General features: G+C 45.8%; 12 protein-coding genes. All 12 read left to right on the top strand.

Translation table 11 applies throughout. The features are described 5' to 3' along the window. Positions 1 to 21: 21 nt before the first annotated feature. Positions 22 to 2,136: a glutamine synthetase III gene (locus ACGHCT_RS05720; protein ID WP_226902994.1), complete on the top strand. Its 2,115-nt coding sequence runs from the start codon at positions 22 to 24 to the stop codon at positions 2,134 to 2,136. 90 nt (positions 2,137 to 2,226) lie between these two features. Then, on the top strand, positions 2,227 to 2,565 hold the full coding sequence (locus ACGHCT_RS05725; RefSeq protein WP_154257264.1) for a P-II family nitrogen regulator: 339 nt from the start codon (positions 2,227 to 2,229) through the stop codon (positions 2,563 to 2,565). A gap of 117 nt (positions 2,566 to 2,682) precedes the next feature. Next, complete coding sequence (locus tag ACGHCT_RS05730; protein ID WP_154257266.1) at positions 2,683 to 3,957, top strand: ammonium transporter; 1,275 nt, start codon at positions 2,683 to 2,685, stop codon at positions 3,955 to 3,957. 253 nt (positions 3,958 to 4,210) lie between these two features. Then, positions 4,211 to 5,128, top strand: a complete 918-nt coding sequence (locus ACGHCT_RS05735) for an AAA family ATPase (RefSeq protein ID WP_256281357.1) — start codon at positions 4,211 to 4,213, stop codon at positions 5,126 to 5,128. A 19-nt stretch (positions 5,129 to 5,147) separates the two neighbouring features. Continuing rightward, complete coding sequence (locus tag ACGHCT_RS05740; RefSeq protein WP_390438837.1) at positions 5,148 to 6,923, top strand: nitric oxide reductase activation protein; 1,776 nt, start codon at positions 5,148 to 5,150, stop codon at positions 6,921 to 6,923. A 99-nt stretch (positions 6,924 to 7,022) separates the two neighbouring features. Then, the gene (locus ACGHCT_RS05745) at positions 7,023 to 7,706 is read left to right on the top strand and encodes a WecB/TagA/CpsF family glycosyltransferase (RefSeq protein ID WP_154257272.1); all 684 of its coding nucleotides are present in this window, start codon (positions 7,023 to 7,025) and stop codon (positions 7,704 to 7,706) included. Positions 7,707 to 7,713: 7 nt separating this feature from the next. Continuing rightward, a complete protein-coding gene (locus ACGHCT_RS05750; protein WP_154257274.1) occupies positions 7,714 to 8,592 on the top strand; it encodes a YitT family protein in 879 nt (292 codons plus the stop codon). Positions 8,593 to 8,740: 148 nt separating this feature from the next. After that, positions 8,741 to 9,829 (top strand): CdaR family transcriptional regulator, encoded by a 1,089-nt coding sequence (locus ACGHCT_RS05755; RefSeq protein WP_072849174.1) that lies wholly within the window; start codon positions 8,741 to 8,743, stop codon positions 9,827 to 9,829. Positions 9,830 to 9,864: 35 nt separating this feature from the next. Then, the gene (gene ftsE, locus ACGHCT_RS05760) at positions 9,865 to 10,551 is read left to right on the top strand and encodes a cell division ATP-binding protein FtsE (protein ID WP_072849172.1); all 687 of its coding nucleotides are present in this window, start codon (positions 9,865 to 9,867) and stop codon (positions 10,549 to 10,551) included. After that, positions 10,541 to 11,449 (top strand): permease-like cell division protein FtsX, encoded by a 909-nt coding sequence (gene ftsX, locus ACGHCT_RS05765; protein ID WP_226902996.1) that lies wholly within the window; start codon positions 10,541 to 10,543, stop codon positions 11,447 to 11,449. The genes ftsE and ftsX overlap by 11 nt, the downstream gene beginning before the upstream one ends. Before the next feature lie 68 nt (positions 11,450 to 11,517). Further along, positions 11,518 to 12,720 (top strand): S41 family peptidase, encoded by a 1,203-nt coding sequence (locus tag ACGHCT_RS05770; protein ID WP_154257277.1) that lies wholly within the window; start codon positions 11,518 to 11,520, stop codon positions 12,718 to 12,720. A gap of 86 nt (positions 12,721 to 12,806) precedes the next feature. Then, positions 12,807 to 13,676 (top strand): DegV family protein, encoded by an 870-nt coding sequence (locus tag ACGHCT_RS05775; protein WP_154257279.1) that lies wholly within the window; start codon positions 12,807 to 12,809, stop codon positions 13,674 to 13,676. Positions 13,677 to 13,824: the final 148 nt, after the last annotated feature.

The following is a 13,824-nucleotide window of genomic DNA, read 5'->3' on the forward strand; positions in this document are numbered from 1 at the left end:
ATGTTTGAAAGGATGGAAGGTATGAGTGAATTTACAAATGTAGTGGAGATATTCGGGGAAAATGTGTTCAACGATTCCGTTATGCAGGCCCGTCTGCCGAAGAAAGTTTATAAAGAGTTAAAACAGACCATCGAAGAAGGAAAAGACCTGACCTTAGAAATCGCTGATGTGGTTGCCCATGAGATGAAAGAGTGGGCCATCGAAAAAGGAGCTACCCATTATACCCACTGGTTTCAGCCATTGACGGGCGTTACGGCAGAGAAACATGATTCCTTCATTACGGCTCCCAAGGAAGACGGAAAAGTCCTGATGAGTTTTTCAGGCAAAGAATTAATTAAGGGTGAGCCGGATGCTTCTTCCTTCCCATCAGGAGGATTACGGGCAACCTTTGAGGCGAGGGGATATACGGCATGGGACTGCACCTCACCGGCATTTGTGCGGCAGGATGCGGCCGGCGGAACCCTCTGTATTCCCACCGCATTCTGTTCCTACACCGGGGAAGCGCTGGACCAGAAAACGCCTCTGCTCCGTTCCATGGAGGCTATTAATGAACAGAGTCTGCGGCTGCTGAAGCTTTTTGGAAATACTACCTCAAAACGTGTGACACCTTCGGTAGGTCCGGAACAGGAATATTTCCTGGTAGACGAAAAGAAATTTCTGCAGAGAAAGGACCTTATATTTACAGGCAGAACTTTATTTGGAGCAATGCCTCCAAAGGGACAGGAGCTGGATGATCATTATTTCGGAACCATTCGCCAGAGAATTGCAAGCTTTATGAAGGATGTGAACCAAGAACTCTGGAAGCTGGGGGTTTCCTCCAAGACACAGCATAACGAGGTGGCGCCTGCACAGCATGAGCTGGCACCTATCTACGCAAAGGTAAATATTGCGGTGGATCACAATCAGCTGATTATGCAGACGTTAAAAAGAGTTGCCTGTCAGCATGGTTTGAAATGTCTGTTACACGAGAAGCCGTTTGCAGGGGTAAATGGTTCAGGGAAGCACAACAACTGGTCGCTGACTACAGATGACGGCATTAACCTGTTAGAGCCGGGAAAGACCCCTCATGAAAATGTACAGTTTCTTCTGGTTCTCAGCTGTATTTTAAAAGCAGTTGATATTCACGCAGACTTGCTGAGAGAATCAGCGGCCGACGTAGGGAATGACCACAGACTGGGAGCCAACGAAGCTCCGCCGGCGATTATCTCCGTATTCCTGGGAGAACAGCTGGAGGATGTTCTGGAACAGCTGGTGAGCACAGGATCAGCCACCCACAGCATTAAAGGCGGAAAGCTAAGCACGGGAGTCCGCACCCTTCCAGACCTGTATAAGGATGCCACAGACAGAAACAGAACCTCACCGTTTGCGTTTACCGGAAATAAATTTGAGTTCCGTATGGTTGGATCCAGGGATTCTGTTGCAGGACCCAATGTGGTTCTGAACACAATCGTTGCAGAGGCATTCCGGGAAGCCTGCGATATTCTGGAAGCCTCTGATGATTTTGAGATGGCAGTTCATGATATTATCAAGAAGAACTGTGCGGATCACCAGAGAATCGTGTTTAACGGCAATGGATATTCTGAAGAGTGGGTAAAAGAGGCGGAGAGAAGAGGTCTTCCTAATATTACATCCATGGTGGATTCCATTCCGGCACTGGTTACAGATAAAACAGTTAAGCTTTTTGAAGAGTTCCATGTATTCTCCAAGGCCGAGCTGGAGTCTCGGGTAGAGATTAAATATGAATCCTACGCCAAGGCTATTAATATAGAGGCCAGAACTATGATCGATATGGCCGGAAAGCAGATTATTCCTGCGGTTATCAAATATACTACAACATTGGCAGAATCCATCAATGCCGTCAAATTGGCCGGAGATGTGGATGTCAGTGTGCAGACAGAGCTGCTGACGGAGACATCCTCCCTTTTGAAAGAAACTAAAGAGGCATTAAAGACCCTGATCCGGGTTACAGAAGAAGCTGCAGCAAAAGAGGAGGGCTGTGAGCAGGCTACATATTTCAGAGATACTGTATTCCCGGCTATGGAGGCACTGAGAGCTCCCGTGGATAAACTGGAGATGATTGTAGACAAGGAAATATGGCCTATGCCGTCTTACGGTGATTTGTTATTCGAAGTATAAAGTGTACCATATCATTTTGAAGAGAACGAGGAAGTTCCCAGCTAAGGGAACTTCCTCGTTTTTTATAAATAAAACAAGGAGGAATAGAGGATGAAAAAGCTGGAGATTGTTGTTAAACCGGAGAAGCTGGAAGATCTGAAAATGATTTTAGATGAATGTAATGCCAGCGGACTGATGATCACCAATATCATGGGATACGGAAATCAAAAAGGGTTCAGGCAGCTGTACCGGGGGGCAGAATATCAGGTAAATCTTCTGCCAAAGATAAAGGTAGAGTCCGTGGTGGACGATAAGGCTGCCGTACAGATTATTGACAAAGTAGTGGATCGGATTAATACAGGGAATTACGGAGATGGGAAAATATTTGTGTATGATGTGGAGGATGCGGTCCGTATCCGAACCGGTGAGAGGGGAGCCGAGGCTCTCTAGAAGAATAAATATTATGAAAAGGTTATGCTGTCAAAGGGGATAGCTGTCAGATAAGAGGAGTCTGGCAACTATCCCCTTTTAGTATATGTGTGTAAAGAAAAAGAGGAGGCGTTGTATATGTATTTATCAGATTTGTTGGGAGGCAGTACAGAGGTTACTGCACTGGCGGAAGCGGCCGAACTGCTGCTGAATATTGTATGGACATTATTGGGAGCATTCCTGGTGTATTTTATGCAGGCAGGTTTTGCTATGGTTGAATCGGGATTTACAAGGGCGAAAAATGCCGGCAATATTATTATGAAAAATATGATGGATTTTGTATTGGGAAGTCTTTGCTTCTTCCTGCTTGGCTTCGCTGTTATGTTCGGGCCGGATGCAGCCGGCATTATTGGAACTTCGGGCTTCTTTCAGCCAACTGCTCTGGCAGATGCAAATGGGATGTACCGGGGACTTCCTATCGGCGTGTTCATGATTTTTCAGACCGTATTCTGTGCCACATCTGCTACTATTGTTTCAGGCGCTATGGCAGAGCGTACGAAATTTGTTTCTTATTTGATTTACAGTGCGGCCATCAGTATTTTCATTTACCCGGTAACCGGCCATTGGATCTGGGGAGACGGATGGCTGGCATCCATAGGCTTCCATGATTTTGCCGGATCTACGGCAGTCCATATGGTGGGTGGTGTCTGTGCTCTGGTGGGTGCAAAAATCATTGGTCCGCGTATAGGAAAGTACGGTTCAGACGGAAAGCCAAAGGCAATACCGGGACATAACCTTCCTATCGGCGCACTGGGTGTATTTATCTTATGGTTCTGCTGGTTCGGGTTTAACTGCGGCTCCACCACAGGCGCTTCCACTAATCTGGGGGATATTGCTATGACCACAAACCTTGCAGCTGCGGCAGCTACACTTGCTGCACTGTTTATGACCTGGATTCGTTATGGAAAACCAGATGTTTCTATGACACTCAATGGATCTTTGGCAGGACTGGTAGCTATTACCGCAGGCTGCGACGTGGTTTCCAATTACTCTGCCATAATCATCGGCCTGGCTGCAGGAATTGCCGTGGTACTTGTAATTGAATTCATTGACCGCAGACTAAAGATTGATGACCCGGTGGGGGCCATCGGGGTCCACGGCTTCTGTGGACTGCTGGGTACCATACTGACAGGAGTATTCGCATTCGAAAACTCAGGGATTAAGCTCTCAACACAGATGATTGGCGTAGGGGCGGTTCTGGTGTATGTGCTGGTACTTGCATTTCTTGTATTCACAGTAATTGATAAGACAGTTGGGCTTCGTGTATCGGAAGAGGAAGAGAGAGACGGACTGGATGTACACGAGCATGGGGCACCGGCGTATGCGAACTTTAATCTGCACAGGGATAAATAAAAGATTTGGAGAGGGCTGTACCGGGAGGTATGGCTCTTTTTATTACATAGGAAACTGCTGTCTGCGGCAGCCCGCCGCAGGCGGAGATTACGCCTTCGCATAATCTTTCTTGTTTGGTTAGTGTACATTCTGGATAATTTAAGTTATAATAGAGGAAGGCAAGGAAGATGGCCGTAAGCGGCCGCGCTCCGGTGCGCGAGTCCGGCTTGCCGGACGCTTTTTTATAGAAGAAACGAATCAGAAAGGATAAGAGATGATAAGAGAACTGCAATTTTTACAGGATCAGGGAGTGAATCCTTTTTTAATACAGGGGGTGGAGGAATTCCGCAGGCAATACGCGGTTGCGGATGAGGTGAAGACCAGAATTGTTGCACCTAGTATTCCTTTTTACGGCAGGGAAGTTCTGGAGATGGCCATTGCCGCCTTACTGGAAGGGGAGAATCTGCTGCTTACAGGATCTAAAGCTACGGGAAAGAATGTGCTGGCGGAGAATTTGGCGTTTATGTTCGGAAGGCCGTCCTATAACGTGTCGTTTCATGTGAATACAAACAGCGGAGATTTGATTGGCACGGATACCTTTCGGAATAATGAGGTTGAGCTGAGAAAGGGAAGTATTTACCAGTGTGCTCAGTATGGGGGATTTGGGATCCTGGACGAGATTAATATGGCGAAGAATGACGCGGTTTCCGTACTTCACGCATCCCTGGACTACCGGAGAACCATTGATGTTCCGGGATATGACAAGATCGATCTGCACGGGGCTGCCCGGTTTATAGGAACCATGAATTACGGTTATGCGGGGACAAAGGATCTGAACGAGGCGCTGGTGTCCAGGTTTCTGGTAATTGATATGCCGGGACAGAGTGAGGAGACCCTGGAATTTGTATTTAAGAATATGTTTCCCGGACTGAAGGACGAGGCGCTGAAACAGTGGATTGGACTTTTTCTGGATCTCCAGCAGAAGGCGGCAAACGGGGAGATTTCCACAAAGGCGTTGGATCTTAGGGGGATGATTGCAGCCCTGAAAACGATTCAGTGTGGATTATCCCCGGCATTGGCGGTGCAGATGGGGGTTGTGAATAAGTGCTTTGACATTTTCGAAAAGGAAATAGTACAGGATGTGGTGACTACCAGGATTCCGGAGGCGTGGACCTCAGGAGAATTCTTTTGACTCATAGCGGAGGGTGCTGATGGAAGAACAATATACAGAATATCAGCTGGAATTGGAAAACAGAATAAAGAACCTTATGTGGACGGTGAGCGGTGACTACAGTCTGGAGATTAAGGCAGACGTGGATACTTTTCTGCGTTCCAAAGATATTGCCCTTTATGACGGAGTAAAACAGGGTGCTTTTGCGAAGTATTATGACAGGGACGCACTCAGTTTATATCTCGTCAAAAAGGTTTTCCTTCAGGCCCAGGAGGCTCCGCTGATGACAGTAGCACAGATGTGCATTGAACAGGCGGTGTACCAGAGAATACTGGAGGAACGAAAAGGGGTTGCCGATATCAGGCGGCGGGCGTACAGGGATATCTTAGAAGAGGAATTCACAGCTCTGTCGGGAAATCCTCTGGGACATTTAAAGATCGCCCTCCTTAAAGAAGGGCTGCAGGGGACATACCAGGTGCCCAGAAATACCAGGAGCTGGATGGAGGAAATTTACAGCCTGAGCCAGGCTGAAGATACCATGGCCATTATCAGAGTCATTGACCGCCTGTATAATGCGCTTGTGGAGCCGGATTTTGAGAAACGGAAGGGCAGTCTGCAGAAGGTACTGGATATCACCCTGGAGGAACTGACAGAATACTCATGGAAGGACTTTCTCTCAGAGGAAATGTATGAAGAGACTCTGGAGAGTTACCTGGAAAAGGTAACGGAGACCATGACACAGATGGAAGTATTTCAGGAGGAAAAAGAAGAACAGGCCCCCCCGGAGCATTCACTGCAGAAAAAGATAGTGATTGTGGACGAGGAAGCCCTTCAAAAGATGTATACCTATGTGGAACGCAACTATGGGATTACTTATCTAAGCCCTGCGGAGGAAAAATCGCTGAATTACCAGCTTTGCAGAGGGATTCATGGAGACTGCAGCCTGTATTTTACAGAAGGGATTCTGAAACATCCTGCCCTTCGGAATTATCAGTATGAATACGCCAGAAAGCAGAAGGATAAAAATCTTTTTGAGTATTATGACAATCACCGGGTGGTTAAAAGAAATATAGTTATATTAAGCGATCTCCTGAAAAAGGCATTCGTTATGAGAGACGAGGTACAGGAAGTGCTTTCTGACAGAGGAACTATTGTCCCTTCTCTTTTGTGGAAAGTGGGGAGGACACAGGATGCAAAATTATTCCGGAGAGAACTGAAAAATGATGCCATTGATTTTGCCGTAGACGTTCTCATCGATGCCAGTGGATCCCAGCGCAGCCGTCAGGGTAAGGTGGCTATGCAGGCATACATTATAAGTGAGGCCCTCAGCAATGTAAACATTCCCCACAGGGTTATGAGCTTTTGTACCTTCTGGGATTATACCATTCTCCACCGGTTTCGGAGCTACGATGATGACAGGAGTATGAACGCCAATATATTCGAGTATATTACTTCCAGCAATAACAGGGACGGACTGGCGGTGAAGGCTGCCGGCCAGGGGCTGCTGCAGAGGGAGGAAGAGCATAAAGTGCTGATCGTACTCAGCGACGGAAGGCCCTATGATGTGGTTATCAACAGGCCCAACGCCAGAAATCCACAGCCGTATCAGGGGGAATATGCGATCCGGGATACAGCCTTTGAGATCCGGAGGCTGCGAAATCTGGGGGTATCGGTACTGGGAGTGTTTGCTGGTGAAGAAAAAGACCTGGCAACTGAGAAAAAGATATTTGGAAAAGACTTCGCATATATCAGAGACATCGGAAATTTTTCAAATATGGTAGGACGGTATCTGCTGAAGCAGCTGGAAGAAGAGTAAGGGGAGAATCTGTACCAGATTGGTCATACTTGAAATAAATGTTTTTTTCTGCTATACTCCATATATTGCAAAATAATCCAACTGATTTGGAGTGACTCTATGGAGAATAAAGTTGATATATTGGGTTTTCTGATTGATAAATATTCTGTGGACGAAATGCTGGAGATTGTGAGAAGACAGTGGGATGAACAGGGGCTTTTGACCTATGGCCTCATCACAATGAATCTTCTGATGGCTGCCAGAGAGGATGAAATCCTGGCAAATTATATACAGTCTCTGGATTTGAGTATCATCGGTGAACCGGAAGTTCTAAAAGCAGCAAAGATAGAAGAAGAAGCCATGCTCCAGGAGGTGACGAATCATGAATTCCTGGGGGCTTTCTTCATGTATGTAATCAATTACGGGAATACGGTTTTTGTACTCGGAGAGACTAAGGAAGAGGCCGATGTCCTGAAAAAGCATCTGGAAGAAACTTACGAGGGATTAAAGATTGCAGCTTCAGACTTTCTCTGCGGGGAGACCGCCGACGGGGAAGACCGGGTGATTAATGAGATCAACAGTGTATCTCCCGAGGTGATTCTCACCTGTTCCCAGAGCCTGTCCATGGAGCGGTTTGCTGTGGAGAACCGCAAAAAGGTAAATGCCAGAATCTGGATGAGTCTGGGAAGCCACGCAAATCTTCAGACAGAATCAGGTTTAAAATCGAACTGGCTGAGCAAACTATTAGAGAAGAGCACCTTTAAAAAAATGGTTGCCCGGTATAATAGTGAAAAAGGAGAATAACTGAATCATGTTCCTGCAGCATGGGAAATCAAAGGTAAAGAACTATGTTTTTATTACAGTAGGTACAGCATTGATGGCGCTGGCAATCAATTCCATTTATGACCCCATGAAGCTTGTAACAGGCGGTTTCAGTGGTTTAGCCATTGTTATCAAGACTGTTACAGAACCTATCGTGACAGGGGGCATTCCATTATGGCTTACCAATGCCATATTAAATGTACCTCTGTTTTTCATTGGAATAAAGATTATGGGCCTGCCCCTTCTTGCCAAATCCCTTTGGGGAACGGTCAGCTTATCTGTGTGGCTCTATATTTTGCCTGCCTTTCATTTGATTTCCGATGATTTGGTTTTGGCCGCTCTCTTCGGAGGTGTAATTATGGGGGTGGGAATTGGCTTTGTCTTTCTGGGACAGGGCACCACTGGAGGCACCGATATGGTTTCCGCCCTGATTCAGAGAAAGCTGCGCCATTATTCCATCGCTCAAATTATGATGTTTGTAGACGGTCTCATCGTGTTTATGGGAGCCTGGGTATTCGGACTGAACCTGGCACTCTACGCCATGATTGCTATATTTGTTACCGCAAAAATTACGGATGGATTGCTGGAGGGCCTGCATTACTCTAAAATAGCTTTTATCATCACGGATTCCTATGATTCGGTGGCAAGGGAGATTATGGAGAGCATTGAGCGCGGGGTGACAGGGATATCCGCGAAGGGTATGTACTCAAAAGCAAAAAAGCAGATGCTTTTCTGTGTTGTCTCCAAAAAAGAAATTGTGCCGTTAAAAGAGCTTGTGGCCAGGATAGATGAAAAGGCCTTTGTTATTGTGTGCGATGCCCGGGAGGTGCTGGGGGAAGGATTTATCCAGCAGGAACAAAAGAAATAAAATGTGTTTTTTTGGTGAATTACTCAATATTTCGCATTTTTACTTTCTTTTTTCGGGATTTTATATTATTATATAGAGTAGGGTTTTTTGTTTTTTATGGGAAAAAGCAAGGCTGGCAATACATTATATAATGGAAAGAGGGAAAAAGATGATATCAAATCAAGTACTGCAAAACACATTAGACGGATTAAAGAACATCTCAAGAACAGAATTTTGTGTAACGGATACTGAAGGTAAAGCTTTGGCTACGACATTTGCAGACACTGTATGCTCAGAGGACGAAGTCGTAGATTTTATTAATTCTCAGGCCGATAGTCAGATTATCAAAGGATATCAGTTGTTTAAAATATATGACGATCATCAGCTGGAGTACGTCTTAATCGTGGACGGTGACAGCCAGGATGTATTTATGGTGGGAAAACTCGTTGTTTTCCAAATCCAGAATCTTCTGGTTGCCTACAAAGAGAGATTTAATAAGGATAACTTTATCAAAAACCTCTTGCTGGATAACCTGCTTTTAGTGGATATCTACAACCGGGCAAAGAAGTTACATATCGACATTGATGTCCGTCGTGTAGTATTTATCCTGGAATCCAATCAGGATAAAGAATACGGTTCCCTGGAGGGGATCAAGAATGTGTTGGGCGGCAAGAACGGAGATTTCGTAACTGCCGTAGACGAGAAGAGTATCATCATTGTAAAAGAACTGAGTCCCACCGACGGCTACGACGAGGCGGACAAAGTTGCAAATACGATCTTAACTGCTCTTGGCATTGAGAAGGACGGCAAAACCCACATTGCCTACGGTACCATTGTTAAGGAATTAAAGGAGGTATCCCGTTCTTACAAAGAGGCAAGGATGGCTCTGGATGTAGGTAAGATTTTCTTTGGCGACAAAGAAGTAATTGCATACAGTTCTTTGGGAATCGGTCGGTTAATCTACCAGCTTCCCATACCACTTTGTAAAATGTTCATAAAAGAGATCTTTGATGGGAAATCACCAGATGACTTTGACGAAGAGACATTAACCACCATCAATAAGTTCTTTGAGAACAGCTTAAATGTATCCGAGACTTCCAGACAGTTATATATCCACAGAAATACACTAGTATACCGCCTGGATAAACTGCAGAAGAGCACCGGGCTGGACCTTAGGGTATTTGAGGATGCCATCACTTTCAAGATTGCACTTATGGTAGTGCGTTATATGAAGTATATGGAGACTCTGGACTACTAGGGTTTCGGATGCGCAGGAACACTTAGGAGGATAATATGATTGATTTAAAGGGCGTTAGCAAGTCCTATGCGAAAGGCCAGCCGGCCGTGAATAACGTAGACTTGCACGTAGATAAGGGTGAATTTGTTTTCGTTGTAGGAAACAGTGGATCCGGGAAGTCCACGTTGATCAAGCTGCTTTTAAAAGAGCTGGATCCTACTTCGGGAGTCATTACAGTAAACCAACAGAATCTCAATAAGCTAAAGAGAAGAAAGATAGCCAAATACCGCCGTGGGGTGGGGGTTGTTTTTCAGGACTTCCGTTTATTAAAAGATAGAAATGTATATGAGAATGTGGCATTTGCCCAGCGGGTAATAGAAAAGCCTACCCGTGTGATTAAAAAAAGAGTGCCTGAGGTGCTTACCATGGTAGGTCTAGCGGAAAAGTACAAATCTTTTCCGAAGGAGCTGTCAGGTGGTGAACAGCAGAGGGTTGCCCTCGCAAGGGCGCTGGTAAACCGTCCTGCGATCCTGCTGGCGGATGAGCCCACAGGTAATTTGGATCCGAAGACTTCCTTTGAGATTATGAAGCTTTTGGAGGAAATAAACGAAAGAGGAACCACAGTTCTTGTCGTTACACATAACAGAGAGATAGTAAATGCCATGAAAAAACGGGTAATTACTATGAAGAAAGGCGTCATTGTAAGCGACGAACAAGAAGGTGAATATCATTATGCGAATTAGTACCATAGGATACACACTGAAACAGGGTGTGAAGAACATCTTTAGAAACCTGAGATTTTCGCTGGCTTCTGTGGCAACTATGGCTGCCTGCATTTTCTTATTCGGACTCTTTCTGGCAATTGTCATGAACTTCAACTCCATGCTTCGGGAAGTGGAGGAAGGAGTTGGAATTACCGTATTTTTTGAAGAGGGTGCCAAACAGGAACAGATTGACAAGATTGGCCAGGAGATTAAAAAGCAGAAGGGCGTAAAGGAAGTCAAATACGTATCTGCGGAGGAAGCCTGGGAGTCCTTTATTACGCAGTATTTTGACGGTGACGATCAGGCCGCTGCAGGATTTAAGGATGACAATCCGCTGGCGAATTCCTCCAACTACGAAGTATATTTAGATAAAATCGAGGACCAGACAGAACTGGTTGCCTATATTGAAGGTCTGGACGGGGTGAGGGAGGTAAATCACTCCAAAAACGCCAGTACCACACTGACGAGTTTGAACAGAGTGGTAGGTTATACCTCCATTGGTATCATAATTATTCTGTTTGCGGTTGCATTTTTCCTTATCAGCAATACCATAGCCATGGGTATCTCTATCCGGAGGGAAGAGATTGGTATCATGAAACTGATAGGAGCCACTAACTTTTTTGTGCGTGCACCTTTCGTCATTGAGGGAATTCTTATAGGTCTGGTAGGCGCAGGTCTTCCTCTGGGACTGGTGTATGTCTGCTATAATCAGCTGATAAAGTATATCCAGGACAGATTCCATGTTTTTACAGCCATGGGCAGTTTCCTGACTGTACAGACAATTTTCCATATCCTTCTGCCTGTAGGATTAGGGCTGGGTGTTGGAATCGGTCTGCTGGGCAGCGCAGTTGCCATCAGAAAGCATCTGCGGGTATAATAATATGATTCAGAAAGGCTTCAGGGGATTCTCCCTCTGAAGCCTTCCGGTGTTTAAAGGAGCTATGTATGAAAGATTATAAATTTTTAAAGGGGTTCCTTTTGGGAGTCCTTCTGGCAGCTGTGGTAGGACTTGGAGGTTATCTTGGAGTAACCAATTATATCAGTGCAAAAGAGGCCCGGCAGGAGGAAACAGCGCCTGACAGTGCCAAAGCAAAGAAAAAGATTCAGCTGCTGGAGACGCTCATTGATGAGACGTATTTGGAAGACGCGGATGAGGATGCATTGACAGAAAGCATGTATGCCGGCCTGATTGATGGACTGGGAGACCCTTATTCCAGATATTATACAAAGGAAGAGTATAAATCCCTTACAGAAGAGACAGAGGGATCCTACCAGGGAATCGGGATTGTCATGCAGCAGAATCCCGATACAGGAGTGATTACCATTGTACGCTGCTATGAAGGGGCTCCCGGGGCAGAAGCAGGTGTCCTTCCCGGAGATATTCTGTATAAAGTGGACGGGGAGGAAGTTACGGGTACTGAACTTGCAGAGGTTGCAAAGAAAATCCGCAGCGAGGATACAGAATCAGCGAAGCTGACTCTTGCCAGGGACGGAGAAAACGATTATATTGAGGTAGATGTCAAAAAGGCCCAGGTGGAGATCCCGGTAGTATCCCATGAGATGCTGGAAAACCAGGTGGGATATATCGCAGTCTACGAATTTACAGCTGTCACGGTTCAGCAGTATAATGATGCGTATGCGGATTTGATGGCTCAGGGGATGAAAAAACTAGTCATAGACCTCAGAGGCAATCCCGGAGGGCTTCTCACAGCAGTATGTGACATCTTTAACAATATAGCGCCGGAGAAACTGATTGTATATACAGAAGATAAAAATGGAGAGAAAGAAGAATACCTATCCGGTAAGGGCACGAACATGGATGTTCCCCTAGCTGTTTTGGTAAACGGCAACAGCGCCAGCGCTGCTGAGATCTTTGCCGGAGCTGTCCAGGACTACGGGATCGGCACTTTGGTGGGTACTACCACATTCGGAAAGGGGATTGTCCAAAAAGTAACGCCTCTTACAGACGGAAGCGCGGTAAAGCTTACCATATCAAAGTACTATACTCCAAGCGGAAGGAATATACACGGAACCGGGATAACCCCGGATGTGGAGGTAGAACTGGATGAAGCCCTGAAGCAAAAGGTGACTATCAGCAAAGATGAGGATAATCAGCTGCAGAAAGCCCTTGAGGTCTTGGGGGAATAGAATAGAGTCTGTTGTATTTCTCAAAACACTTTGTTGAAGTTGGGAATTAAAAATGTTATGATAGAAAAAAAACGGAGGGGACATTTATGAATGACTTTGTAATAACGACAGAAAATACATCGGATTTGCCAAAAGACTATTACAGCCAAAACGGCATTACGTATATGTATCTGCCCTGTACAATAGATGGAGTGGTGTATAATAAAGAGAATGAAATGCCTTCAGGGGAATTCTACGAAAAAATGAGAGGCGGCAGCATGCCTACGACTTCCCAGATTAATCCCAACGATGCGAAGACAGAATTCTCCAGAATCCTTGACGAGGGAAAGGGGATTCTTCATATAGCATTTTCCTCCGGACTCAGCGGGAGCTATAACAGTGCCAGGATTGCCGCCGAGGAGATCCGGGAGGAGAGACCAGAAGCCAGGATTGCAGTGGTAGATACACTGGCTGCTTCCATGGGAGAGGGAATGCTGGTTTATAAAGCTGTGCAGATGCAGAAGGCGGGAAAAAGTCTGGAAGAGACCGCTGAATGGCTGGAGGCAAATAAACTGCATCTGTGCCATATGTTTACCGTAGACGATCTCAATCATCTGTACCGGGGCGGCAGGGTATCCAAAGCGGCCGCGGTTCTCGGCACTATGATTAATATTAAGCCTGTCCTTCATGTGGATAATGAAGGGCATCTGATCCCCCTTGGAAAGGTAAGAGGAAGGAAGAAATCTCTGGTGACTTTGGTATCCATGATGGAAGAGAGAGTGGGATCCTATCGGGATAAGAATGACATTATTATGATTAGCCACGGCGACTGTCTGGAAGATGCAGAATATGTTGCTAAGCTGGTGAAAGAAAAGTTTGGATATGATAATATTATGATTAATCCTGTGGGAGCAACCATCGGTGCGCACTCCGGCCCTGGTACAGTGGCACTGTTTTTCCTGGGAGAATACAGATAATAAAAAACCTGCGGGCGATATACGCACTGCACGCAAAAGGAAGATGGCAGCGCTTCGGCGTGGGAGTCCGGCTTAGCCGGGCTCTTTTTTTATTACATAGGAAACTTCGTTCCCTATGTAATAAAAAGCCCTGTGGGGGATCACACTG

It is taken from the genome of Lactonifactor longoviformis (genome assembly GCF_042848515.1).
GTDB classification, from domain to species: domain Bacteria; phylum Bacillota; class Clostridia; order Lachnospirales; family Lachnospiraceae; genus Lactonifactor; species Lactonifactor longoviformis.

Bases quoted from the DNA above. Each gene is read 5' to 3' on its own strand.
- ACGHCT_RS05745 (WP_154257272.1), top strand. From the start codon at position 7,023: ATGGAGAATAAAGTTGATATATTGGGTTTTCTGATTGATAAATATTCT.
- ACGHCT_RS05770 (WP_154257277.1), top strand. From the start codon at position 11,518: ATGAAAGATTATAAATTTTTAAAGGGGTTCCTTTTGGGAGTCCTTCTG.
- ACGHCT_RS05735 (WP_256281357.1), top strand. From the start codon at position 4,211: ATGATAAGAGAACTGCAATTTTTACAGGATCAGGGAGTGAATCCTTTT.
- ACGHCT_RS05730 (WP_154257266.1), top strand. From the start codon at position 2,683: ATGTATTTATCAGATTTGTTGGGAGGCAGTACAGAGGTTACTGCACTG.
- ACGHCT_RS05725 (WP_154257264.1), top strand. From the start codon at position 2,227: ATGAAAAAGCTGGAGATTGTTGTTAAACCGGAGAAGCTGGAAGATCTG.
- ACGHCT_RS05720 (WP_226902994.1), top strand. From the start codon at position 22: ATGAGTGAATTTACAAATGTAGTGGAGATATTCGGGGAAAATGTGTTC.
- ACGHCT_RS05740 (WP_390438837.1), top strand. From the start codon at position 5,148: ATGGAAGAACAATATACAGAATATCAGCTGGAATTGGAAAACAGAATA.
- ACGHCT_RS05750 (WP_154257274.1), top strand. From the start codon at position 7,714: ATGTTCCTGCAGCATGGGAAATCAAAGGTAAAGAACTATGTTTTTATT.
- ftsE (WP_072849172.1), top strand. From the start codon at position 9,865: ATGATTGATTTAAAGGGCGTTAGCAAGTCCTATGCGAAAGGCCAGCCG.
- ftsX (WP_226902996.1), top strand. From the start codon at position 10,541: ATGCGAATTAGTACCATAGGATACACACTGAAACAGGGTGTGAAGAAC.
- ACGHCT_RS05775 (WP_154257279.1), top strand. From the start codon at position 12,807: ATGAATGACTTTGTAATAACGACAGAAAATACATCGGATTTGCCAAAA.
- ACGHCT_RS05755 (WP_072849174.1), top strand. From the start codon at position 8,741: ATGATATCAAATCAAGTACTGCAAAACACATTAGACGGATTAAAGAAC.